Annotated in this window: 20 protein-coding genes; 5 read left to right on the top strand and 15 right to left on the bottom strand. The window is 73.5% G+C overall.

Translation table 11 applies throughout. The features are described from left to right. Window positions 1-41: 41 nt before the first annotated feature. From AB0O67_RS27460 to AB0O67_RS27435, 6 genes are all read right to left on the bottom strand, one after another. Entirely contained in the window at window positions 42-1,424 is a 1,383-nt protein-coding gene (locus AB0O67_RS27460; protein ID WP_365455316.1) for a carbohydrate-binding protein, read from the bottom strand. Window positions 1,425-1,613: 189 nt separating this feature from the next. Continuing rightward, on the bottom strand, window positions 1,614-2,351 hold the full coding sequence (locus AB0O67_RS27455) for a metallophosphoesterase (protein WP_365455313.1): 738 nt from the start codon (window positions 2,349-2,351) through the stop codon (window positions 1,614-1,616). After that, window positions 2,348-2,635 carry a BON domain-containing protein gene (locus AB0O67_RS27450; protein WP_365455310.1) on the bottom strand — a complete coding sequence of 96 codons (288 nt, stop codon included), beginning with the start codon at window positions 2,633-2,635 and terminating at the stop codon, window positions 2,348-2,350. The genes AB0O67_RS27455 and AB0O67_RS27450 overlap by 4 nt, the downstream gene beginning before the upstream one ends. After that, a complete protein-coding gene (locus tag AB0O67_RS27445; RefSeq protein ID WP_365455307.1) occupies window positions 2,632-3,318 on the bottom strand; it encodes a hypothetical protein in 687 nt (228 codons plus the stop codon). Before AB0O67_RS27445 ends, AB0O67_RS27450 begins: the two co-directional genes overlap by 4 nt. Before the next feature lie 183 nt (window positions 3,319-3,501). Further along, on the bottom strand, window positions 3,502-3,891 hold the full coding sequence (locus tag AB0O67_RS27440) for a VOC family protein (protein WP_365455304.1): 390 nt from the start codon (window positions 3,889-3,891) through the stop codon (window positions 3,502-3,504). Further along, window positions 3,888-4,187 (bottom strand): metalloregulator ArsR/SmtB family transcription factor, encoded by a 300-nt coding sequence (locus tag AB0O67_RS27435; RefSeq protein WP_365455301.1) that lies wholly within the window; start codon window positions 4,185-4,187, stop codon window positions 3,888-3,890. The genes AB0O67_RS27440 and AB0O67_RS27435 overlap by 4 nt, the downstream gene beginning before the upstream one ends. A 177-nt stretch (window positions 4,188-4,364) precedes the next feature. Here AB0O67_RS27435 and AB0O67_RS27430 point away from each other — a divergent pair, with 177 nt between their 5' ends. Then, window positions 4,365-4,595 carry a DUF2945 domain-containing protein gene (locus tag AB0O67_RS27430; protein WP_365455299.1) on the top strand — a complete coding sequence of 77 codons (231 nt, stop codon included), beginning with the start codon at window positions 4,365-4,367 and terminating at the stop codon, window positions 4,593-4,595. 6 nt (window positions 4,596-4,601) lie between these two features. Next, on the top strand, window positions 4,602-4,934 hold the full coding sequence (locus AB0O67_RS27425) for a DUF3140 domain-containing protein (protein WP_365455296.1): 333 nt from the start codon (window positions 4,602-4,604) through the stop codon (window positions 4,932-4,934). 284 nt (window positions 4,935-5,218) lie between these two features. Here AB0O67_RS27425 and AB0O67_RS27420 read toward each other — a convergent pair whose 3' ends face one another. The 8 genes from AB0O67_RS27420 to AB0O67_RS27385 all read right to left on the bottom strand — a co-directional run bounded on the left by AB0O67_RS27420 (window position 5,219) and on the right by AB0O67_RS27385 (window position 21,071). Beyond that, a complete protein-coding gene (locus AB0O67_RS27420) occupies window positions 5,219-6,040 on the bottom strand; it encodes a thioesterase domain-containing protein (protein WP_365455293.1) in 822 nt (273 codons plus the stop codon). Window positions 6,041-6,256: 216 nt separating this feature from the next. Further along, the gene (locus AB0O67_RS27415) at window positions 6,257-6,817 is read right to left on the bottom strand and encodes a DinB family protein (protein WP_365455290.1); all 561 of its coding nucleotides are present in this window, start codon (window positions 6,815-6,817) and stop codon (window positions 6,257-6,259) included. A gap of 69 nt (window positions 6,818-6,886) precedes the next feature. Beyond that, complete coding sequence (locus AB0O67_RS27410; RefSeq protein WP_365455287.1) at window positions 6,887-8,731, bottom strand: hypothetical protein; 1,845 nt, start codon at window positions 8,729-8,731, stop codon at window positions 6,887-6,889. Then, the gene (locus AB0O67_RS27405) at window positions 8,728-12,357 is read right to left on the bottom strand and encodes a DUF5682 family protein (protein ID WP_365455284.1); all 3,630 of its coding nucleotides are present in this window, start codon (window positions 12,355-12,357) and stop codon (window positions 8,728-8,730) included. The genes AB0O67_RS27410 and AB0O67_RS27405 overlap by 4 nt, the downstream gene beginning before the upstream one ends. A gap of 5 nt (window positions 12,358-12,362) precedes the next feature. Beyond that, window positions 12,363-13,532: an AAA family ATPase gene (locus AB0O67_RS27400; protein ID WP_365455319.1), complete on the bottom strand. Its 1,170-nt coding sequence runs from the start codon at window positions 13,530-13,532 to the stop codon at window positions 12,363-12,365. 35 nt (window positions 13,533-13,567) lie between these two features. Continuing rightward, complete coding sequence (locus AB0O67_RS27395) at window positions 13,568-18,814, bottom strand: hypothetical protein (protein WP_365455281.1); 5,247 nt, start codon at window positions 18,812-18,814, stop codon at window positions 13,568-13,570. Continuing rightward, window positions 18,811-19,665 (bottom strand): DUF4132 domain-containing protein, encoded by an 855-nt coding sequence (locus AB0O67_RS27390; protein ID WP_365455278.1) that lies wholly within the window; start codon window positions 19,663-19,665, stop codon window positions 18,811-18,813. Before AB0O67_RS27390 ends, AB0O67_RS27395 begins: the two co-directional genes overlap by 4 nt. 380 nt (window positions 19,666-20,045) lie before the next feature. Beyond that, complete coding sequence (locus tag AB0O67_RS27385; RefSeq protein WP_365455275.1) at window positions 20,046-21,071, bottom strand: alcohol dehydrogenase; 1,026 nt, start codon at window positions 21,069-21,071, stop codon at window positions 20,046-20,048. 183 nt (window positions 21,072-21,254) lie between these two features. On the opposite strand from AB0O67_RS27385, the gene AB0O67_RS27380 reads away from it, so the two are divergent. Next, window positions 21,255-21,818, top strand: a complete 564-nt coding sequence (locus AB0O67_RS27380) for a CGNR zinc finger domain-containing protein (RefSeq protein WP_365455272.1) — start codon at window positions 21,255-21,257, stop codon at window positions 21,816-21,818. Between the two features lie 186 nt (window positions 21,819-22,004). Further along, window positions 22,005-22,184 carry a hypothetical protein gene (locus AB0O67_RS27375; protein ID WP_365455269.1) on the top strand — a complete coding sequence of 60 codons (180 nt, stop codon included), beginning with the start codon at window positions 22,005-22,007 and terminating at the stop codon, window positions 22,182-22,184. Between the two features lie 192 nt (window positions 22,185-22,376). Here AB0O67_RS27375 and AB0O67_RS27370 read toward each other — a convergent pair whose 3' ends face one another. Further along, window positions 22,377-22,925, bottom strand: coding sequence for a CGNR zinc finger domain-containing protein (locus AB0O67_RS27370; RefSeq protein WP_365455266.1), 549 nt, complete (start codon window positions 22,923-22,925; stop codon window positions 22,377-22,379). 226 nt (window positions 22,926-23,151) lie between these two features. Here AB0O67_RS27370 and AB0O67_RS27365 point away from each other — a divergent pair. After that, window positions 23,152-23,944: cytochrome P450 (locus tag AB0O67_RS27365; RefSeq protein ID WP_365455263.1), on the top strand; the 793-nt coding region annotated here is incomplete at its 3' end.

Genomic DNA, 23,944 nt, shown 5'->3' with positions numbered 1-23,944 from the left:
GCGGTGTGCCGCGTCCGATGCCGCCCGGTCCCGTAGGACCGTCAGACGCGCTGCCACAGCGCCGGTGTGGCAGCCGGCGCCCAGGCGCCCTGCGCCTGGTGGGCCTGCAGGCACTGGTAACGGACACCGTTGACCGTCACCGTGGCCCCGGCGTGGTAGATACGGCCGGCGGCCCATCCGTCGGTCTGGCCACCGTCCTGCTGGCCCGGCGCCGCGGCACCGGTCGAGGCCGTCTTCAAAGTGAGCCCGAGGTCACCGAGGACCGGGTTGATGGGCTGGTAGAAGGTGGTGCCACCGCGCGTGCAGTCCCCCGTGCCGCCCGAGGTCAGCCCCTGCGCCTGCGCGCCCGAGACGTACGGGCCACCGGAGTCGCCCGGCTCGGCGCACACCGTGGTGCGGGTGAGACCGTCGACGACGCCCTCGGCGTAGCTGACGCTCGTGCCGTGCTGCTGGATCGTGCCGCAGTGCCAGCCCGTGGTGGAGCCGGAACGGCACACCGACGCCCCGACCAGCGCCTCGACCGATCCGCCGATCTGCACGTTCTCGCCTTCCTCGCCCTTGACACCGGCGGTGGCGGTCCAGTTGTCGTTCACCGCGACCCACGCCATGTCCTTGCCGGGGAAGGCGGAGGCCTGGAAGGTCCCTTGCTCGCTCTGGTCGTAGCCGGTGGTCCGGTCGCCCGGGTCGCCGCAGTGACCGGCGCTGGCGAAGCCCTGCTGCTCGCCCTTGGTGACCGAGAAGCCGACCGAGCAACGGGCCGCGCCGTTGATGTAGTACGCGTCGCCGCCGGTGATGTCCGCCATCAGATGCGGCCGCTTCGACGACACCTTGACGTCGACCTGCCCGGTGTCAAGGCCGGCGGCCCTGGCGAAGGCGGTCGCTGCCGACCTGCTCGTGGCCTCGACCACGACCTTGTTCCTCGGCACGTCGACGAACCACTGCGGCGCGTTGCGCGTGCTGACCCGGGAGGCGGCCTTGTCCAGCTTGCCCTTGACCGCCGTGAGGTCGGCCAGGGACGCGTCGACGACCGCGGCCTTCGCGCCCTGTCCCTGGATGGTGGTCACGTCCGCGTCGCTGGTGGTGGCGACGGTGAGCGTGCCCGAGGTGGCGCCGCTCAGCCAGGCGCCGGCGAAACGCTCGCCCAGCGCGAGACGGAGGCGGCCCGCACGGGTGCCCGCCTCCGCCTCGTTCACCAGCCGCGTCGCCGCCTGCTGCCCGGTCAGACCGAGGTCACGCTCCAGCGCGTGCAACACCTCCGCCGACGGCCGGTCGGCCCCGAGCGTCTGCGTCGCGGAGGGCAGCGGACCCGCCAGGGGCGGCGGCTCGGCCCCGGTCGCGGCGGTCGAACAGATCCCGCTCAGCATCAACGTGCCGACCGCGACCAGAGCCGTACGGCGCCCGGCCGCGGCATGTCTGTGCACCATGCGAAAGGTCTCCTTCCAGTCAGGTACGGGGAGAAACCGTCCCGAAGCCCTAGGGCTTGCCTGGAAAAGACCGCGCGATGTCAATCCCGCAGGTGTTTCGCGCTTTGGTGACGCGAAGGGGCGCCAAGTGCAGTACGCCGCCCTGCCGCGGCGGCGCGCCGGCCGGTCCGCGGCTGTTTCAGCCCGCCGCTACGGCAGTCGCGCACCCACCGGCACGTGGTAGACGTGGAACGCCCGGCCGATCACCGGCTGCGCCACATTGCGCACGCGAACGCCGCCACTCGTCATGCCGTGCTCGGTGCCGGCGTGCGCGTGCCCGTGCACCGCGAGGTCGGCGCCCGCGGTGTCGATCGCCTCGGCCAGCAGGTAGCTGCCGAGGAACGGATAGATCTCCAGCGGCTCACCCGCCAGCGTCTCCGGCACGGGGGAGAAGTGCGTCAGCGCGACCCGTACGTCGCAGTCCTCGCCGGCCAGCCGCTCCAGCGCCGTACGCAGCCCGTCGGCGCACCGGCGTGAGTAGCGCACGAACTCCTTCATCAGCGGCTCACCGAACTCACCGGCGCTGCGCCCCACGAAGCCGCCCCCGAACCCCTTGGTCCCGGCCACCCCTAGGCGGTTCCCGTCGGCGGTCACGATCGTGGACCGCCCCTCCAGGACGTGGGCACCGGCGTCCTCCAGGATGGCCGTGACCTCCTGCGGACGGTCGTCGTGGTGGTCATGGTTGCCCAGCACGGCGACGACCGGCACGCCGAGGTCCGCGATCTCCCGGGCCACCACCCGGGCCTCCTCCGGTGTGCCGTGCCGGGTGAGGTCCCCGGCCAGCAGCAGGACGTCGGCACAGTCGGGCAGCGTCTCGAACGCCGGGCGCAGCACGCCCTGGCTGTCGGGACCCATGTGGATGTCCCCGACGGCGGCGATCCGGATCATGTGAGGTCCTCCGCGTGATCGGGCGAGGACGAGTCGGTGACCACCAGGTCGTAGTGCACCGGCAGTCCGGCCAGCTGCTCCTGGGCGAGACGGCGTACGTCGTCGCGGCAGCGGTCGGAGGGCACGGTGCCGGTCAGCAGCACCGCCTCGCCGCGCACCTCGATCCGCACCCCGAGCTCACCGAGGTCCCCGGCGGCGAGCCGGTCACGGAGGTGGGCGACGCGGTACTCCAGGTGCTCGGGGGCCGGAGCGCCGGGCGCGCCCTGTGCCTCGGGACCGGTCATGGCAGCTCCTCCCGTGGCGTGATCACGTTCAGGCGCTCGAGCATGAACAGGAAGGCGTCCGCCATCGGCTCGCCCCCGATGTCCTCGCGGATCCGTTCCCACTCGACCTTCTCGCGCAGCGCACGGGCGATCGGCAGGACCGCGCCGAAGTCGCAGTGGTGCTCCGAGAAGGCGGCGAGCAGGCTGGAGAGCAGGTCGGTCGGCGCCAGCACCGGCATCCGCACGGAGTCCACCGGGATCTCCTGGGCCCGGTCCAGCATGCCCGTCGAGACGGGGCGGTGCGCGAGCTCGAAGATGATGTCGATGTCCTGCCCGAAGCACGTCGACTTCAGCAGCCAGTCCTCGGGCGGGGTGTGCACCGGCAGCCCGGCGCCGCGCAACGTGGCCGCGACGGCCTCGGAGTCCTCGGGCCGGATGCAGAAGTCGGCGTCGTGCTGGAGGTTCTCGCTGGCCCCGTGGGCGTAGGCGGCGACACTGCCCGCCAGCGCGAAGTCGTGCCCGCCGCGCTTGAGCAGGGTGCCGACCTGCTTGGCGGCTTCGAGGATCGCCTGGTTGCGATCCCGGGGCAGGTCACCGGCCGCCTCGTCCGGCGCGGACCGCTCCGCGGGCGGCTGCGCCGCCAGCCGCAGACCGCTGCCCTCGGCCCGTGGGGCGAGCATCGCGTCGTCGCCGTCCTGCACCATCCGGATCACTCCCTCCGCGCTAGCCCTGGGTACCCGCCCTGCACGGTTCGACACGGCCCGTACCGGCGCGCGCACTCCGACGTCTCGTGCGGTTCGCCCGGATGACGAGGAGACCGACGGCTGTCCCAGTAACAGGGGAGCAACTGGAGTGATGCGGCGGGCGCTCACGGGGGTGGCGACCTGCTACGGCTTCGTCGCGATCTGGATCAGGTTGCCGCAGGTGTCGTCGAAGACGGCGGTGGTGACGGGACCCATCTCCTGGGGCTCCTGGAGGAAGTGGACGCCGAGGCCGCGCAGGCGCTCGTACTCCGCGTTCACGTCCTCGACGGCGAACTGGGCGAGCGGGATGCCGTCCTGGACGAGCGTGTCGCGGTAGGTCCTGGCGGCCGGGTGGCCGACGGGCTCCAGGAGGAGTTCGGTGCCGGCGGGCTCGTCGGGCGAGACGACGGTCAGCCACCGGTCCGTCTCACCCACCGGGACGTCGTGCTTCTTCTCGAAGCCGAGGATCTCGGTGTAGAAGCGCAGGGCCTTGGCCTGGTCGTCGACGAAGACGCTGGTCAGGTGGATCTTCATGAGCTGCTCTCCGGTTCGGAGGTGTCGGACACGAGCCATCGCTCGGCGATCTGCCGCAACGGGGCCGTGTTCAGGTCGTGGAACTTGTAGCGGCCTTCCCGCCTGGTCTCGACGAGCCCGGCGGCCTCCAGCACGGCGAGGTGCTGGGAGACGCCCTGACGGGAGATGCCGAGCTGGTGCTTCATGCTCAGCCGCGAGCAGATCTCGAACAGGGTCTGTCCGGACTTCTCCGTGAGCTCGTCCAGGATCGTGCGACGGGTGGGGTCGGCCAGGGCTTTGAACAGGTCGTCAGCCACGACCACAGCATAGGCAAGTGTTCACTTACCTATCAAGTCGGAGTGGCAGTACCTCGACCAGGGCGGCCGCACCCGGGATGCGAGACGGCCCCGCCTCGCACAACGTGGAAGCAGACCACGCACACGAATCAGTCGCGGACGCACCCGACGCGCCCGCTCCCGTGCGAGGAGAACCACATGGCGAAGGACAGGAAGCGGGACGAGTCCCTGAAGCGGGGTGACGAGGTCACCTGGAGCAGTCATGGCGGCGAGGCGGAGGGGAAGGTGGAGAAGAAGATCACCAAGCGGACGAAGGCCGCAGGCCGGACCGTGGACGCCTCGGCCGGGGAGCCGCAGTACGAGGTGCGCAGTGACAAGTCCGGAAGGTCCGCGGTGCACAAGCCGTCCGCCCTGCGGAAGAAGAAGTGACGCGGCGTGCGGGACGACGAGAAGCGTGAGACGCGGGAGGCGTTCGACGAGTTGGTCAACATGACACCGTCCGCGCTCGGCGACTGGCTCGACACGGACGCCTCCCGTGCCGCGGGGCAGCACGGGGACGGCGGTGAGTCCACCGGGCACGCCTCCGGACGCCACATCCTCGACATCCTGCGCAGCAAGAGGAGCGACCTGTCGGACGAGGACTATCAGCACATGCGCAAGGTGGTCGGTTACATCCGCCGCCATCTCGCTCAGCGCCCCTCGGGAGACGTACGCGACTCACGCTGGCGCCACTCACTCATGAACTGGGGCCACGACCCACTCGGCTGAGCGCTGCCTCCCGTCTCGCCGCGCACGTCAGCAGCCGGTGAGGACCAGGACGGCGTTCTGCCCTCCGAAGCCGTACGCGGCACTCACCGCCGCCCGCACCCGTGTCTCGCGCGCCCCCTTGGCCACGACGTCGAGGTCGATGTCCGGGTCGGTGTCCTCGTTGGGGGACGGCGACGTTGAGGACGGTCAGGTGCATTTCCAGCAGGAAGATGCCCAGGCACATCCCCCCGCCGCCCAGCCCCGTCCCACGCCTGCGGCCGGTGTCCGTGCGGCGTCCCCAGTGGTCATACGCTCGGCACCACGTTCTCGCGGCCCACCGGGCCCTGGCGGACCCCCGCCCTGTCGCATGCCCTCGCGATGTCGGCGACCACCTGCTTCGCCAGCGCCTCGGTCTGCTCGTTCGTGTACATGTGCGCTCCACGGAAGAGCCGAGGCTCAGCCGGTGCGGCGAACAGGCTGTTCCAGGTGCGGAGCTGCTCCGCGTCGGTGGTCGGGTCCTGCGTACCGCCGTACAGGCCGAGGGGCACGTCGAGCGGCGGCTCCGCGCGGTGGCGGTGGTGCAGCAGGAGCAGGCAGTCGGCGAGCAGCGGCGTGCCCAGGGCGGCCATCAACGGCGCGTCCCCGAGCATCCAGCGCGGCACCGGGCCGCCGATCAGCGTGGCCAGTCCCTCCGTGCCGTTGGTCAACAGGGGCAGAAGGCCCTTGGCGTAGGCGCCGTCCTGAGGTCCCTGCAGCGCGGACAGCCCCGCCCAGACCGGCAGACGTCCGCCGTCCCGCCGGAGCCGGCGCATCGTCTCGAAAGCCATCAGCGCACCCACACTGTGGCCGAACACGGCGAACGGCCGCTCGTCGGCCGGGTCGTCGACGACCCCGGCCAGGCGGGCGGCGAGATCGGCGGGGTCGGTCAGCGAGGGCTGGTCTGCCCGGGGGCCCCGACCGGGCAACCGCACCGAGCACAACTCCACCCACTCCGGCAGGTGCGCCAGCCACGGGTGGTAGAAATCGGCCCCCGCGCCGGCCGGCGGCAGGCCGTACAGCCGCACCGCCGCCTCGGGGCGCTCGCCCAGGACAATCCGTTCAGGTCCGTCCAGTTCCTGGCTCCGCACCCTGCACACTCCCAGCTCGGTTCGGCACCTGACACAGCCCTCAGCCGAGGCGATACCGAAGCACCAGGGTCAGACACCCGGCAGGGCACAGCAGTGAACACCGTGCCGGGCACGGCCGGCCGAAGGGAACGAACAGCGCCGAGACACCTGCACCATTCACCGAAACGCCGCACCGGGAGGCGTCACGTCGCGATGCCGCCCGCCGGAATCTCCTCGTCAGCCCATGCTCTTGGCGCCGTCCAGGGATTCTCGGATGATGTCGGCGTGGCCCGCGTGCTGGGCCGTTTCGCCGATGATGTGGATCAGCACCCGGCGGACGGACCACTGTGAGCCCGGCTCGTGCCAGGGGGCCGGCGGCAGCGGGTGGGACAGGTCCAGGTCGGGCAGTGTCCCGACGAGTTCGTCCGTTCGGCGGGCCACCTCGGCGTACGCCTCCAGCACCCCGGCGAGCGTCTCGCCGGGCAGCATCCGGAACTCGTCGGCACGCCGGGCCCAGTCGGCCTCGGTCATGTTGTTCCAGTCGCCCAGCACCTCCGGCCCGTGCTCGATGAAGTCGACCCAGGACCGTTCGACCGACGTGACGTGCTTGATGAGGCCGCCCAGGCACAGCTCGCTGCCGGTGGTCCGCCGTCCGGCCTGCTCGTCGGTCAGATCACGGGTGGTCAGGCGCAGGAACCCGCGATGGTGCGCCAGCGCCTCCAGCAGGTCGGCGCGCTCGCCGGTGGGGCGGGGCGCGGGCGTGGTCGGGGTGGTGGCGTGGTGCGTCGCTGCGGTCATCGTCTCCGGCTTCCGTCGGTGTTCCGTGGACGAGCACCACGTTAGGAGCCGTATAGGACGGTTCCTGACCTAAATGCGCGGGATCCCGGCCGGAGTTGCGACCGCCGCCGCCGAGGCCCCCCACGCATGCGCGCACAACGCCCGCTCGACCACGCCGGTGTAGACGGCGGCGGCGAGCCAGGCGCGGGCGAAGCGGTCCGTGTCGGCCGGGAGCAGCCGGCCGAAGGCGTCGCGGGAGCGCTCCGCCGCGGACGCCTGGAGGTCGTCGAGGAGATCGGCCGCCGTGACGAGGCCGGCGCGGCGCAGGCGAGTGCTGTCACCCGATCCGCTCCGGGAGAAGGACAGGACAGGCCGGCCCCCGGCCACCGCCTGGTGCACACGACGGCGCAGCAGATGCAGCGGGGCCTCGTCCCCGGAGGCGACGGCCGCGGCAGCCGGCGCGGGCGCATCGGTGGGCAGGTCCGCGTGCTGGAGGCGGTCCAGGCCGAGGTCCACCCGGGCGGTGGGGTCGGACGGATGCTCGATGGCGAGCGGCAGGGCGCGGGGTAGTGGTCCGGGGACCAGACGCGCGACGAGCCGCAGCCGACCGCCCCGGGCGGCGGCGAGCAGGCGGAGGTTGTCGCGACAGGGGAGCGACGGTGAGTCATGGGCCCTCGCCAGCCGCACAGGTACGCCCGCGCAGTCGGCCAGCAGACAGTCACCCGACGTCTCCCGGACCGTGCCCATGAGGGTCACTTCGAGGAACAGCAGGTCCTGCCCGCCGTCCAGGGCCCGGGCCACCTGCTCGGCGACGGGTACGGCCCACAGCCGGTCCAGCGGCTCGCCGCGCCAGGCGGCACCGGCCGCGCGGACCGCCCGTACCGCCGCCCCCGCTCCCAGACGGCCCGTCGGGGAGACGGTGGCACCGGACACCGCCAGGCCCGCGCGCGACAGCTCTCGGTGGGTCAGGGCCGTGTCGCCGATCCGCACGGCCCGGTCGGCGGCGCCGGCCGCCCGGGCGGGCCCGCCCGGTGCCACGTCCGAGACCGTGTACAGGCGGCCGTCGGCACCGGCCGTCCAGGTGACCGCGCCGGCGTAGCCGGTCGCCGTGAGCACCGGCTCCGAGAAGAGGCCGTACAGGCGCAGGGAGCCGTCCGGGCGGTACGGCTGCCGCACCGAGCCGCGCAGTTCGGTCAGCTCCGGGCCGGTGGCGTGCGGAAGGCGGTGCGCGACGCCCAGGACGCCGGCCAGCGCGTCGGCGAGATCGCCGAGGCGGTAGCCGGCGTCGGCGGAGCGGGCCGCGCGGACCCCGGTCACCACCGAGACCGCCGCGGCCGAGGCCCGCGGCAGGCCGGCGAGGCGGGCGGAGTGCGCGGCGCGCAGGAGCTCCGCCTGGAGCACGGCGCCGGCACCGTCCGTGCCGGCCTCCAGCACGGCGGCAGCCGCGTCGAACACCGTCCGGGCGGCGGCGCGCTGGTCGTCCGTGGCGGTGTCGGGCTCCGCCTGCGACGCCGGGTTGCTCCCCTGCGCCTTACCCGTCGTTGTCGCTTCCCGCCCCTGTGAAGCCTCGGCCGTTTCCGGAGCCCCGGCTGCTCGCGAAGCCGCCGCCGTTTCCGGATCCTCGGCCCCCTCCGTACCCGAGGTGTCGTCGGCGACGGGCGCGGCCGAGGCCGCCGCCGCGCGGTGCAGGCAGTCGGGGGCCAGCAGGCATCCGCAGCGGATCGCGTCCACACCGGCCACCCTCCAGCCGGGTGCGTGCAGTACGACGTCGGTCTCGTCGTCGACGGCGATCCGCACGGTGTCGCCGTCACGGACGGCCGGACGCGCCGCGAGCTTGGCGACGCCCGCGTCCAGCCGCTTGCGGAGCCTGGGTGAGAGCGCGCCGACGAGTTCGGCGGTGACGGACGGGACGACCGGAGGCAGGTCCGGGCTCATGCGATCTTCTCCCCTACCCAGCGGGCGAGTTCGAGCGGACTGAGGGCGGCGACGGGCATGCCCGCGGAGACGAGCTGACCGGCGACTCCCGTGGAGTAGCGGGGCCGGCCCGTGTCGTCGAGGCTCGCGCACCCCAGGACGTGGCAGCCGGCCCCGACCAGCGCGCGGACCTCGGCGAGCAGCCCGCCGACCGGATATCCCTCCTCGAAGTCGCTGACGACCACGACGAGGGTGCGCGAGGGCACGGTGACGAGCTCGCGCGCGTGCCGCAGACCGGCCGCGATGTGCGTGCCGCCGCCCACACTGACCTCCAGCAGCAGCGACAGCGGGTCCTCCACGTGCCCGGTCAGGTCGATGACCTCCGTGGAGAACGCCAGGAAGTGCGTGGAGAGCGTCGGTACCCCGGCCAGCACCGAGGCGGTGAGCGCGGCCCACACCGTTGACGCCTCCATGGACCCGGACACGTCCGTGACCAGGATCAGCCGCCAGTCGGCGGCCCGGCGCGCCCGCGTACGGAAGACCGGCCGCTCGGGGATGACCTGCACCGTGCCGTCCGGGCCACGGCGGGCGGTCGCCAGGTTGGCCCGCAGCGTGCGGGCCAGGTCCAGACCGCCGCCGGGGCGCCGGCTGGGGCGCGGCAGGGCCGTGCCGTGCAGGGCCGGACGCAGATGGGTGGCCAGTTCCCGCGTCAGCGCGTCGACCAGCCGCCGCACGAGCGGGCGCAGCGCGGCCAGCCGCGCCTCGGGCAGCCCGCCCGCATGCCGCAGCACGGAGCGCAGCAGGTCCACGGAGGGCCGCACGCTGTCCGCGTCCAGCTCGGCGAGGACGTCCGTACGGCCCGACGCGGCCGCGGCCGCCAGCACTTCCTCCCGGACGCCCGGCCCGAACAGCGCCGCCAGTTCCTCCGACCATTCCCGCACCCCGGGGTAGGGCGCCTGGCGTCCACCACCGGCCCCGGCACCCGTCAGATCGCCCCGGCTGCCTTCGCCGCGTCCGCTGCCGTACAGCTCGTCCAGCGCGGTCGCCAGTGGTCCCGCCGACGACGGCAGTTGGTCCGTGCGGCGGCCGAGGAGAAGGCGCCACCGGTCGGCGGGGGCGAGGAGGCGGGGCATCGCCGGCTCGACGGCGGGGTCCCTCTCCCCGAACCCGGGAGAGGGTTCCGCCGTGACGCCGGGCCTTCCGGTGCCGCCCTCGGACACGGGCAGCAGCCCCAGCGATCCCAGCGCCTCACGGGCCGCGAAGTCCGCCTGGGTCCAGGCGGCGAGCGCGGCCGGATCCGTACCGTCCGTCTCGGCGACGCGCGGGGCGCCAAGACGTTCCTCGACGGCGGCCAGGAGCCGGTCGCGGGCCGCGGGGCTGAGGGTGTCGAAGCCGCCGCGCAGCGCGGGCAGCCGGTCCAGGAACTCCCGGTCGGCCAGCTCGGACACCCGCGTGAGCAGCGGCTCCAGCGCGGGTGCCGCCGCCTCCAGCAGCGGACCCGCGGCGGTCAGCAGGCCGCTGAGCCGGGCGGTCAGCGCCGTGCGCGAGCCGGAGTCGGTGGCCCCGTCGACCCAGGAGGCCACGCGGTCGCCGAAGACCCGCGCGTCCTCCTGCCCGAGCAGGACCCGTACGGCCCCGGCGGCACCGCGCATGAGCGGGGAGCCGTCGGCGGACAGGCGGTTCAGGGCGTCGGCGAGGCGGATGCCGCCCAGCAGATCGGCGCGATGGGCGAGTTCGAGCAGGGCGTGGGCGTCGGCAGGGTCCTGCGATCCGGTCAGACCGTCCACCTGCCGCACCGCCGCGGCCGTGAGCAGCTCCGCCACGGCCGCCGCCCGGGCCTCACGGTCGGCCGCGGGGGCGAGGCCCGGGACGTGACCGGCTCGCAGCCGGTCCAGCAGGGCCAGCCCGGACAGGAGTTCGGGCAGCGTACCGGCCTGCGGCAGGACGTCCGCGACGTCGTCGAGCCGTTCGTCCGCGAGCACCGTCAGGCCGCACTCGGCCGCCCGTTCGAGACCCTCGAGGGTCTGGGCGGCGGTCGGCCCGCCCTCGTCCCGCTCCCCGCGCCGCCGTTCGCGCAGCACACCCTCGGCGGCCTGCGCGGGCGTGACCCCGCGTACGCCCGCCGCGGTCAGCATGGCCGCCGTGGCGGGAGTCCAGCGCACCTCCCACCGTGAGGTGAGGACTTCGGCACCGCCCGCGCCGACGACCTCCTTGGCCTCCCCGTAGGGGACCCCGCACACCGTCAGCCGGCGCAGCAGCAGTTCACGGCGCCGGTCGAGATCGGACCGCAACGGATCGAGCCGCAGATCCCGCGCGGGTCCGGGACTGCCCTCCGCCGGGCCGGGCAGGCCGAGCCCCGCCACCTCGGCCTCGACCGCGGGGACGAGGCCGCTGCGGGGCGCCTGCGGGGCGGGGCGCCCCCCGCGCGTGCCGACGAGCACCCGCTCCATCGCCCTCGCGACGGCGCGCCCGCGCCCGTAGGGCTCACCCTGCGTGAGTACCGTCTGCACGGCCTCGACGAGTTCACCGCGGCCGGCCGCGGGCAGGCCCCGCAGCCGGGCGAGGTCGGAGGCGAGCCGGCTGATCTCCCGCGCGTCGGCGGGCCCCGACGGGTGCCCGAGTCCGCGCAGTTCGGCGCAGACGCGGACGGCCGCCCGCGTCAGCGCCTCCTGGAGCGCCGCCGGATCACCCGCCGCCCGCAGGACCATGTGCTGCCACTCCGGATCCCGGATGCCCGCCGGGTAACCGGACCGCTCGTCGAGAAGGGCGTACGTGTACGGGATCAACGAGGTGGTCCAGCCGGGCCGTTGCGCGGAGGCCGCCGTCACGGCCTCCGCGCCCGTCTCCCGCGGTACCGATGCCGTGTCCGAGGACGCGCCGACCTCGGCACCCGTCCCCGCGTCCGGCCGTACGAGCGCCGGGGCGTGGAACGCGCCGACCACCACGGCCGCCCTCTCACCGTGCGCGGTGGCCTCTGCCAGCCGGGCCCGCATCCACTGCTCGCGCCGCACGTCCAACCCCGGCACGCCACCCGCGGCGGCCGCGTCCTGGCGCAGCGCCCAGCCGGTGAGCAGGGCGGCCCGGCGCAGGGCCTCGGGTGGGGAGCCCGGGGCGGTCGCCTCGACGAGCCGGTCCCAGAGGTCGTCCCCGGGACGGCCGGTCAGCCGCGTCCGCAGAGCGGCGGCGAGACCGGGGCCGCCCGTCTGCCGGCTGGCGGACCGCCGGCCCTCGCCCCACGCCCGGTCGGCGAGCGGCAGGTCGCACGCGATCACCGGCACGCCCTGCCGGGCGGCCCAGCGCACGGCGGCCAGTTCGGGTGAGAAGTCGGCGAACGGGTAGAACGCCGGACCGCCCGGGCCGCCGCTCCCGTCGGCGGGAGCGGCGGCGAGCGCGACCGGGGCCCGCGTCTCCTCGTGCCCCAGCCAGGGCAGCCACTCCTGCATCTCGGCGGGCAGTTCGACCAGCAGCACGTCCGGCTTCGCCTCGTCCAGCAGCGTGGGCACGGCGGCGGCCAGGGACGGCGCGTGGTGCCGGACGCCGACGAGAAAGGGCCCGGACGGGCCGGTGAGGGCGGCGAGCGCCTCGTCCGGCGAGGCGGTGGCCCGGGTGTCCCCCGAGTCGGGGACGGCCCTGTGGGTGAGGGACACGGCCGTCAGCCCTCCAGGACCGTACGCAGGTCCCACAGGGCGCGCCAGGTGGCGGAACCCTGCTCGGCGCGGCGCCGGACGGGGCCGTCCCAGTAGCCGCGCAGCCGGGCCGCGTCCGCCGGGTCGTCCTTGCGGACCACACCGAGCAGGTGTCCCGGCAGCAGCCCGAGGACGTCACGGTCGCCCGGGAAGTACGCCGCCGCGAGGGCGAGCGCGCCGGCGACGGACACGGCCTCCGCGGTGCTCATCACCGTGGACGGCCGCTCCACCTCCCAGCCCTCCGCCGACCGGCCCTCGCGCAGGTCCCGGAAGGCCGTCACGAGCGCCTCCAGCACGGCGTCGTCGACCTGGAACGGCGCCCCGGCCCGCTCCACGGAGGCCCGGGCCTGATCGCGCACCAGCGCGGTCTCCGCGTCGAGGTCGCCGATGGGGCCGACGGTCTCGAAGTTGAAGCGGCGCTTGAGCGCCGCGGACATCTCGGAGACGCCCTTGTCGCGCAGGTTGGCGGTGGCGATGAGGGTGAATCCGGGCGCGGCGTGCGCCAACGCGTCCTCGGTGCCCGCCAGTTCGGGCACGGCGATCCGCCGCTCCGAGAGCAACGACACCAGCGAGTCCTGCACTTCGGGCAGGCAGCGGGTGACCTCCTCGACGCGGGCGACGGCGCCCCGCGACATGGCGGTCAGGACGGGGGAGGGGACGAGCGCCTGCCGGGTGGGGCCCTGCGCCAGCAGCAGCGCGTAGTTCCAGCCGTACTTGAGCTGGTCCTCGGTGGTACCGGCGGTGCCCTGCACGACCAGCCCGCTGGTGCCGCACACGGCGGCGGAGAGCAGCTCCGACAGCATCGACTTGGCGGTGCCGGGCTCGCCGACGAGCAGCAGACCGCGCTCCCCGGCGAGCGTCACCACACATCGTTCGACCAGGGCCCGGTCGCCGACGAACTTGCCCTCGATCACCAGGCGGCGCGGCACCCCCTGCGGCGCCTCGGCGTCGTCGGGCAGCTTCAGCGACCGGCCGTCGCTGCCCATGACGAACGTGACGATCGCGCGCGGGGTGAGCCGCCAGGCGGGCGGGCGCGGTCCGTCGTCGTACGCCGCGAGGAAGGCCAGCTCGGTCGCGTGGCGGTCCTCGGGCGGGACGATCTGGCGGGCCGGGGCGGGGGACAGGGTGGTGGTCATCGGTGCGGGGTCTTCCAGGTGCGGGTGGACGGTGGTCATCGGCGGCGGCCCTTGCGGGTGGCTCGGGTGGTCAGTTCCTCGTAGGCCGGGGCGTCACCGGCGCGCACGCGGTCCCACGCGCGCGTGAACAGCTCCGGCACCGGTACCAGCGGCACCACGCAGGCGTGGTCACGGATCGGGTAGAGAGCCTGCTTCCAGATTTCCACCGGCAGCGCGGGGGACTTCAGGTCGAGCCAGCCGCACGGCAGGAAGAGGGTCCGTCCGGCGCGCGCCCGCTTGGCCTCGACGACCAGATCGGTGGCTGCCAGCTCGGCGCGGGCCTTCTTCGTGCGGGCCGGCTTCCAGCCCGTCCAGCGGGCGCAGTTGCGGTCCGTCGGGTCGGGCAGGGCCAGCAACTGGAGGTAGAGTGCCGCCGCGTCCTCGCCCAGACCGTGGGTCCTCGCGACCTCGGCGACCAGTTCGGGCACGCTGACGCACGGGTCCTGGGCGTGACCGGCGGGCTCCTCGCCGCCCGTTCCGGCAGCCAGGGCGCGGGCGAGTTCGTCGCCCAGGATCGTGCGCACGGCCCGCATGCCCTCGCCGTGCCCGGCCCCGACCATTCCCTCGACCAGCCCGAACACCGGGTCGTCGGCCCCGTCGAGGGCACCGGTGCGGACCAGGACGGCCTCCTGGTCGCTGTACCAGGGGCGCAGCACCAGCGCCTCGCCCACGGAGGTCAGACCGTGCGCGTCGGCACCACCGGTGGCGGGCAGACCGTATGCCTTGCGCAGTTGCACGGCCGTCGACGAGCCCTTCTCCGTCCACATCAGGTCGAGGTCGAGGAGCAGGCCGGGGTCCGCGACGCGGCGGCGCAGCGCGGTCAGCCCGTCCGGCAGGACGGCGCGCAGGGGGTGCCCGTACGGCAGGGAGTAGGCGAGTCCGGCCAGGGTGGCCACGGCACGCGTCAGGTCGTGCCGTCCTGGCAGCGCCCGGGAGTCCTCCGGCATCAGATCGCCGTCCTTGCCGGGCCGCTGGACCGTGGTACGGCTGATCCAAGGGGTGCGGCCCGGGTTGAGCACCTCCTCGGCGGAACCCGCGGGCACCCCGGCCAGGGAGAGTTCCCCTGCGAGGTCCTCGGGCAGGCGGACCACTCCGCCGAGCCGCTCGGCCCACAGCCGGCCCGCCGCGTCAATGTCCGGTCCGGCCGTCCACAGGTCGCCGGCGTTCTCGGGCAGCAGGGCGCCGACGAGGGCCGTGCGGTCGGCGGTCTCCAGCGAGGCCAGCAGGGCGTCACCGAGTTCCTTCCGGCGCGGCTTCAGCCCGGTCGCTGCGACCACCTCGTCGGTGAGCTGGGAAGGCGTCCCGGCGAGCAGCAGGCTCGCCTGGAGGAGTCCCAGACCCTCCTGCGTCGCGGCGGCCAGAGCGGCGGGCGCCTCCGGCTGCCACGGCGCCGGTCCCTTGTCCCGGATCAGTGCGGTCACCGTGGCGAGCGCCTCGGCCGGGAACACCGGTGGGTGCGCCTTCTCCCTGTCCAGCGTGAAGTGCGCGACCGCGCCGAACGTACCGGCCGGGTCGTGGTCCAGGGCCAGCCAGTGCACGAGCCCGTGCTGCCGGTCGACGTTCTGGCAGCCGAGGACGACGACGGTGCGGCCCTCGCGGCGTAGCACCTGGCCGATCCGCTCCTGCCCGTCGTGCGGCTCGCTCAGGACGACCTCGCGCACGGCACTTCCGGCCGCCGCCAGCGGACCCTCCGTGACCGCCTCGAACAGCAGCAGCAGCGCCTCGCGGTGGGCCTTGGTCACGGTCGGTGCGGCGGCGCGGTAGGCGAGCGGGCGCAGCACGTCCAGCACGGACGGCCACACGATCCCGATGCCCGGAACGGTGAACTCGTCGCTGTGCCACCCGTCGGCGGACCCGGTGTGCCGGGAGGCCTTGGACAGCGGCTTGCCGTCGGCAGGCTTCCCGGACAGCACGTGGTTGACGGCGCGGATCTGACGCAGCGCGCTCCAGCGCTCTTCGCCACCCCACCATCCGTACAGGTTGGCGAGACCGGTGACGGCCTCACGCAGCGTCTGGTCGTCGCCGTCCTGGGGGCGGTGGTCGGCGAACATGCCGTCGACACGCTTGCGTTCCGCCTTCGGCCGCTCCGCAGGAGGATTCACGAAAGTGGCGACCGACTCGGCCAGCCGCAGCACCGCGCGCACCAGGACCGTGACACCGGTCAGCATCTGGGGCTGGGTCAGGTCCGGCACGGCACGGGAGACGACGTCCCGAAGGACCTCGTCGGCGGTGGGCACTGCGGGAGTGCCGGCGAGGGCACCCGCGGGGGTCTGCGTCACCATCGCCGCCGCCTGCGTCTGGCCGAGGGCCGCCGATTGCGCTTGGGCTGCCGCCGTGTGCGTCGGGCTGACGGCCGCCGAATGAGCCTGGGCTGTCGCCGCCGTGTGCGTCGGGCTCAGGGCCACCGCATGGGTCTGCCTCATCGCCGTCGCCCGCGTGAGGCCGGACGCCGCCACGTGCGTCGGTCCGCCCGCCGCCGCGATCATCGCCTGCCGCTCCGCCAACGCCTGAGCCCCGGCGCGCAGCACCGCTCCCGCCTGCTCGTCGTCCAGCGACCGCAGGATCGCCGACGCGCTCTCGTCGCGTGGCCGCAGCGCATGCCAGAAGTCGACCGGCGGGACGAGCCGCGTGCCGGCGGCGTACTCGCCGCCCTGCTCCAGCGGCGTCAGCCGGCCCAGCTCCCGCAGGCCGGTGCCGTCGTCACCCGTGAACAGGGCGACCTGACGGTACTGCGCGACGACGACGGGCTCGGCGCCGCCGGGCAGCCGCAGCGCGCCGAGCGGCACGTCCGGCGTCCGGCCGCCGCGCCTCGCCGGCAGCGTGACGGTCCTGCCGTCGGGCGTGCCGACGGTGGTGCGGGCGTCGTCGCCCTCGCCCTCCGCGCGCACCCACCGGCCGAGGACCGTGCCGTCCGTACCGAACGGGCTCCGCTCCAGGCCGGGTTGCAGGGGCACTACCGCACAGTGCTGCTGGAGCAGGGTGGCGCCCTCGCGGATGCCGGACCTCAGGAAGGCGGGCAGCGAGGCACGCCCGTGTGTGCCGGTGGCCGGGTCGTACTCCAGCCACACCTGCTGCCGTCCCTGCCGGCCCTGGCGCCAGTACGAGGTGCCGTCCCCGAGGATGCGGCGCTCCGGCGGCAGGACCGTGTCCCCGGCGTGCAGGGCGCGCCCACCGGTGGCTCGTCCGCCGCCCGGCAGCGGGATCGACGTCTCGCCGGCGTCGCCGCTGCCGTACCAGCGCGGGATGCTCTCGCCGCCGAGGGTGAACACCTCGGACGGGCGAGCCGACCAGTAGCCGTACTGCTTGCCGTCGTGGTGCCACATCACCAGCAGTTCGCCGTCCGTGTAGCGGAACGTCGGACGCCGCCAGCGGTCCAGCTCCACGGGGAGCCGCAGTTCGTGCTCCAGCAGGATGTCCTCCGGGCCCACGACGATCGCCTTGTGTCTGCGGGAGAGGATCAGCGCCGGCCAGGCCTCGTGGACGGCGAGCGTGTCGGCGTGGTCGCGCCGGGTCTCCGCGTCCAGACGCCGCAGCGCCTCGTCGAGGGCGGGCCAGCCCAGTTCGTCCGGGATACCGGCGCGCAGGGTCACGCCGAGCAGCGGCGCCACGTCGAGCGCGGCGACCCGGGAGACGGCCTGCGGGCTGATCCGGGCGGCGACCGCACGGAAGGGGCGCATGCGGTCCAGCGCCGCGCGCGCGGCGGGCAGTCCGGCCGCCTCGACCAGCTCCCCGGCGGCGTCGTCCAGCCACTCGCGCAGCACGTCGGCGAGCACGGGGTGCCCGGCCAGGCCCTCCAGCAGCCCGGCATCGGGGCGGTGGCCGCTCAGGTTCCCTATCGCCGCGTAGAGCAGACGCCGGTGGCGCGGGTCCGCCGCGACGGCCTTCAGATCCCGTCGCCCGGGCACGGTCTCGTGTAGCCACTGGCTCACGGGGAGGAAGACGTCCACGTCCGCCCCCGGCAGCGTCAGCGGTACGGCCTCCGCCACGCACAGGTCCAGCAGGTCGAGGTCGGCGCCGGCCTGCCAGCGGCCCGTGAAGAGGTCCACCGGGCGGCCCTGGGCACGCAGGCGCGCGGCCATGCGCCCGACGAGCGCGAGGGTGGCCGGTGACCGGCCGCTGACCGTGCCGCCGTGCTTGCGATGCAACGCCCAGCGAGTCAGCCAGTCCGCCGCGTCGACTCCGTCCGAGACCTCGGCGTCACCCGTCAGCAGCCGGTCCGCGCCGGTCTCGGCGAGCAGCGCCAGCCAGAAGTCGTCGTCCTTCATGGACCGGCCCAGCCCGGCCGGCATGATCTCCAACAGCCGGACCCTGACAGCGGGTCGCTCCTCGGCCAGGACGACGAGCGTCGCCCGGTAGGAGTTCCAGAACGACGCGGGTGCCCGGACCGCCGCGGGTGAGACGAGCAGATCCGCGACCAGGGCGCACTCCTCGGTCACCCGGCTCAGGCCCGCCGCCTTGATCAGGGTGCGCGCGTCCTGAGGCAGCGACGCGTACGGCGGCATGCCCGCGGCGCAGCGCTCCACGGTCAGCTGCCGGAACTGCGCCCAGGCCTCGGCCGCACTCAGTCGTGCCGCGAGGGCCTTCACATGCTCCTTGAGCGCCTTGACCGTCAGTGCCCCGGCGAAGGCGAACTCCAGGAACACGGCCCGCTGCCGCTCCTCGTCCACCGTCAGCGCGTGCACCCGCTCAGCCTCGCGGGCCTTGCCGAAGAAGGCGGCCGCGTAGGTGGTGTTGTCGTGCTGGAGGAAGACGCGGGCGGCCTGCTCGTAGAAGGTGGGCAGGAAGTGCGGCACCGCCCGGCCGAGCCGCTCGCCGAGTGCCTCGAAGCCCTCTTTCGCCGTACCGGGACGGGACTTGGCCTGCCGGGCGAGCCGCTCGACGTCCTTGACCAGCGCCAGCGCGTGGTGCCCGTTCGCCGGGTCGTTGACCAGGGCCCACGCGGGGAAGCCGAGGGTCTCCCGACGCACCTGCCCGACCTCGCGGACCTCCGGCTCCCGGACCAGTCCGAGGAAGTCCAGGGCGAGATCCTCCGCCTCCCCGAGCGTGCCCGGCACGAGCCGCACGACCTTGCGCTCGTCCAGCGCGGGATGCGTGTACGTACGCACGGTGAGGACGTCGGCGTCCTCCCGGACGGTGGTGCCCGGGGGCAGGACGGCGCCGGCGTCGAGCAGGGTGGCGGCGGTGGTCTCGTCGTGGGCGATGCCGTCGTACGAGTCGTCGTTGGTCCCGTCGTGGGTCGTCATGCCGCCCGCTCCTCGTCCTCGATGTCGCGCCCGGCGTACAGCGCCGCCGCCATGCGCATGCCCTCCGACCAGACCACCGGCCCGACCTGACCCAGCTTCAGCGTTCGCCCCGCCGGGTCGCTGAAGACCAGGGCACCGGTCTCCGTCTCCTCGTAGCCGTCGTAATCGCCGATCCACACCCGGGCCTCGACGCCGCGGCCGTCCTCCAGCACGGAGCACACGGCGTGGCCGCCGCGCACGCGGTAACCGAGCTGGGTCGTCCGGCCGTGCAGGAACCGCAGTTCCTTGAAGGCCCCGCCCGCGTAGTCCTCGACGGAGGCGGCCTCGGCGTCGAGTGTCGCGGGCCGGTGCCAGACCTCGCGGAAGAGTTGCTGGGCGCGCTGCTCGACGCCGAGTTCGACGGCGAACTCCCGCAGCTCCTCCAGGTCGTCGAGCAACACCGGGTGCGGCACACGGACCAGGGCGGGGGTGAGCCGGACGGTGTCGCCGTCGAGGTCGACCAGACCTAGGCCGCGCTCGGGGTCCGCGTCCCGCAGGAACCCGGCCACCACGCCGTCCGCGCCGGTGACCACCAGGTCGCGCAGGGCGGCCTGCCAGGCCGGGTCCGGCCAGACGCGCGCCAGGACCGCGAACGGCACCGGCAGCGAACGCACCATCCACCGCTCCACGTCGGCCAGGCACTGCCGTTCGTGCCGCTCCAGCCACTCGACGAGCTGACGCAGCCCCACCACCGCCGGATCATCGGCGATCTTGGGCGGTACGGACTTCAGCCGCCGCCCGGCCGCGTTGCGGCACACCACCTTGCCGTCGTCGAGGGCGACTTCGTAGTCGCCGGCCGACACCCACCCCATGCGTGCCTCCCGCACCCGCAGTGATCAAGTGACGGGAACTGTAGAGCAGGCCTCTGACAACGCGTGGTCCCGTGCGCCGCCAGCGGCGCGCCCCGTGTGGCCAGGTCGCACAGGGACGCGGTCGACGGCGCCGTCCGGGAGCGGAAGGCGGCCGGCGTCCGAACGGCCCACGGTGACGGAGCAGTTCACCTGCGTCGGCGCGGGTCGCGGTGACCGCCTCCGCGGAGAGGTCGTAGCCGTGAAGTTGACTTCACGGTGGCCCGGCTCGGCCACGGCGCCGCGTCCGGACCCGAACCGACCTCGACGGCCTCCCCGGCCTTCAGGCCATGGAGGCAGCGCGCCACCAGGACGGTGTCTGGCGGAGCTGGAAGAAGTGAATGTCAGGTGGGTGTGAGCACCATACGGAAGCGGGCGCGGCTGGCGAGCATCCTCTGGTAGGCCTCGCCGGTCTGGCTCAGGGGCATGACCTCCACCACGGGACGGATTCCGTGCAGCGCGCTGAACGCCAGGGTGTCCTGCACGTCCTGCGCGGTTCCGGACGGGTGACCGCGCACGGTCTTGCCCCGCATGATCAGCTGGGCCGGGCTGATCAGCACCGGATCGGGATCTATCCCGATGACCACGAGCTCGCCGCGATGGGAGAGTCCGTCGACCGTCGCCGCGATGGCGTCGGAGGCGCCGGCGGTGGCGATCACCACTTTGGCGCCTCCCAGGGCCTGAAGGGCATCCGCGACGCTGGTCGAGCCCGTGCTGTCGATGTAGTGGTGAGCCCCGAGCTGCTTGGCGAGTTCGGCCCTGTCCGGACCCCGCGCGATGGCCACTGTCTCGTAGCCCATGGCCGTGGCGTACTGGACCGCCAGGTGGCCAAGACCACCGATGCCCAGGACGGCGACCAGGTCGCCCGGCTGGGCGGGGCTGCGCCGCAGCCCGTGGTACGTGGTCACGCCCGCGCAGGCCAGGGGCCCCGCGTCTGCCGCCGTCAGCGCGTCGGGGATCCGGGCCAGGGCGTCGACGGGCGCGACGATGGACTCGGCGAAGCCGCCGTCGTAGGTCCAGCCGGGAACCTTCAGGCTCTCGCAGACGATGAAGTCGCCCTGCCGGCAGGGCGTGCAGTGACCGCAGCTGCCCCCGAACCAGCCCACGGTCACGCGGTCCCCGACGTTCCAGTTGCTGTCCTGCGCCCCTTCTCCGAGTTCCTCGATGCGCCCGGCGACCTCATGCCCCGCGACCACCGGGAACTGCACTCCGGGCAGTCCACCGCTCACGAAGAAGTCGTCGCTGTGACAGATCCCGCAGGCCTCCACCGCGATCCGTACATGGCGGGGCCCCGGGTGCGGCACCTCACGCTCCACGATCTCGAAGGGTCCGTTCGGGGTGGCGACCTGTGCGACTCGATAACTGCTCATCCGTGTCTCCTGGGTCAGGGCCGGCGGACCTGAGCCGGCAGACAGCCCTCCGGGGGTGACCCGCCTGGCGGACACCGCTTCCCGCGGCCGACGCGAGAGCACATCCATCCCACCACCGCCCTGGGAGCAGGGCAACCGGACCGGTATCTTGCAGTGCGATACGTCACCTGCCAACATGGTGACGTGAATCTGGAGCATGTCTTTCTGTGCGGAAATCCCGCCCTCGACTTCGCGGCGACGCTGCGCGCCCGCCGGTCGGTGCGCTTCGAGATGTTCGTCTCCGGGGACCGGCTGGACGCCTGGTACCTCGAATCCGGAATCGTCGACGCGGTCACCCCGGCCGGAGAATCCGACGTCGAGCGGGCGGTGACCGTCCGCGAGGCCATCTATGAGCTGGTCACGGCCCGCGTCGCCGAGGAGGCCTTCGGCAGAGGGGCGCTCGCGGTGGTCAACGACGCGGCCCGAAGGCCCCCCGCGGCGCCGCAGCTGACCGCGACGGGGCGATGGACGGACGCGACACAGGAAGAGGCCCTGTCGGTCGTGGCGCGCAACGCGGTGGAGCTGCTGAGCGGCGCGGACGTGCCGCTCATGAAGGAGTGCGGCAACCCTGAATGCACTCGTGTCTACATCGACCGGTCGCGAGGTAGGCGCCGGCAGTGGTGCGGGATGGACTCCTGCGGGAACAAGCTCAAGGCGGCCGCCTACCGTGCGCGCAAGAAGCAGGCGCAGGCGGTCGGCGCCCGCTGAGGGGCGGCGGCTGATCACGCCTGGTGGTTCCCCGCCGACATGCATCACCCTCTTGACGAGTGACGCTCCATGGGGAAGTATCGTCACTACTTGAGCTGGTGACGTAGAGCAGATGGCCCCGCGGTCGCGCATCGCGGTCACCATCCGAGCGGGCTCTGTCTGATCCGACACGTGCGTGAGGGCGAGATGACACACGAAGAGACTGCTGACTCGACTGCGGCCGAGGCCGTGCGCCGGGAACGGTTCGGCAAGCTGCCGGAGCGGATCCGCCTGGAGGACACGCTCGAGGAGAGGCCGGCCACGGTGCCGGATCCGGCGAAGGACACCTACAACCCCGACGAGTGGCTCGTTCGCAACTGCCTGTGAGCCGAGAGAGGAGTGCCATGAATCTGCCCAAGATTCTCGCGGTACCGGCAGCGATCGTGGGCGCGGTGGCGATCGCGTTCGGCTGCTTCGCGCAGGTCTTCTGACGCCTTCCCGCGCAGGCGGCCCGACCTGGCGACGCGCGGACAACGTCTCGCCGACGGCGTGGGGTGAAGCCCCCGCTCTTCGGCCCTCTCATCGAGCCCCACGGCTGGCGCGACCAGCGTTGCCGTGGGGCTTCGGAGGGTGTGGGCGCGCCGGGGCGGCGGCGCGTGTCAGGGGCGTGCGGGTCGCCCGCAGGCGCGCGCGGTACGCGCGCAGGTTGGCCGCGTCGCCGCAGACCTTGACGTCGTGCCAGACCCCGCTGTTGTTCCGGGAGCGGTCGAAGAAGACCACGGCGCATCGGGGGTTGCGGCAGGTCTTGATCCGGCTCCAGGAGCCGTCCAGTTGCGCCTTGAACACCTCGATGGCCGCCAGGGAGGCCACCGTCCGCCAGCCGGATCCGCGGGGGACCGGCCGTACGCGACCCGCCGCGTCCCAGTGCATGCTCACGGAGACCGTGGGCAGCGCCGTGGAGGCCGGCCCGTCGGGCTCGGCCGAGTCGCTGTCGGGGGTCGTGGGGTCGGCGAGAAGGTCCTCCCGGCGCGGCTTGCCCGCGGCGATCGCGTTCATGACTGCCTGGACGAAGGCCGGTACTCCGGGAGCCGGTTGGATGCCGTAGCGGCTGAGGGCCGGCCTGCTCACGTCGACTCCCCTTGTCCTCCCTACACACGCATCCCGCTCTTGCACCTCCCTGCGACCGCACGAGCCCCGGGGGCCGGCGAACAGCGCATTGGGTGTATCCCGGTGGCTCGGTCTCCCGGAGTGACATATGCATGGACTAACGCAAGCAGCCGAGGCATCGAGGGAGTACGGCGTCATGACCCCAGGCGACGAAGCGATCACGTGTCCGTTTGACTTCAGCGAAGGCATGGACTTCGACCCCTCCCTGGCCGAGCTGATGGACCGCGACGCCATCGCCCGCATCCGGCTGCCGTACGGTGACGCCGACGCCTGGCTGGTCACCGGGTTCGAGGGGGTACGGCGGGTGACCACGGACCACCGCTTCAGCCGGGCGGCGATCGTGGACCACGACTACCCGCGGCTGACCCCGGAACCCATCGTCTCCACCGAGTCCATCAATGTGATGGACCCCCCGTACAGCAGCCGTCTGCGGCGCCTGGCGTCGCAGGCGTTCACCCAGCGGCAGGTGGACGGGATGCGACAGCGGATCACCCGGCTGGCGGACACCCTGCTCGACGAGATGGCCGCGCAGGGGCCCGGGGCGGACCTGGTCCGCCACCTGTCGGACCCGCTCCCCCAGCACACCATCTTCGACCTCTTCGGGATTCCCCGGGACGACTGGGCCCTCATGCGGCAGAACCTGCAGCATCTGCTCGCCACCGGCCCGGACAGCCGTGCGACCGCGGCGACGGCCAAGGCGGACCTGCGGGCGTACTTCGTCGACATGGTCCAGCAGCGGCGGAAGACCCCCAAGGAGGACCTGATCGGCGCACTGGTCGCGGCCAAGGTCGGCGAGGACATGCTCGACGACCAGGAGATCGCCGTCATGGCCCTGACGCTGACGCTCAGCGGGCAGGACACGGCCACCTGCCAGATCAGCAACATCGTCTACCTCCTCCTGACCCACCCCGAGCTGATGAAGCGCCTCGAGAGCCGGCCGGAGGACCTGACGAACGTCCTGAACGAGCTGCTCCGCGTCA

Source organism: Streptomyces sp. NPDC086077 (assembly GCF_040686175.1).
Classification (GTDB): domain Bacteria; phylum Actinomycetota; class Actinomycetes; order Streptomycetales; family Streptomycetaceae; genus Streptomyces.
Note: the sequence above shows the minus strand (reverse complement) of the source record. Positions and strands in the feature narration are given on the sequence as shown.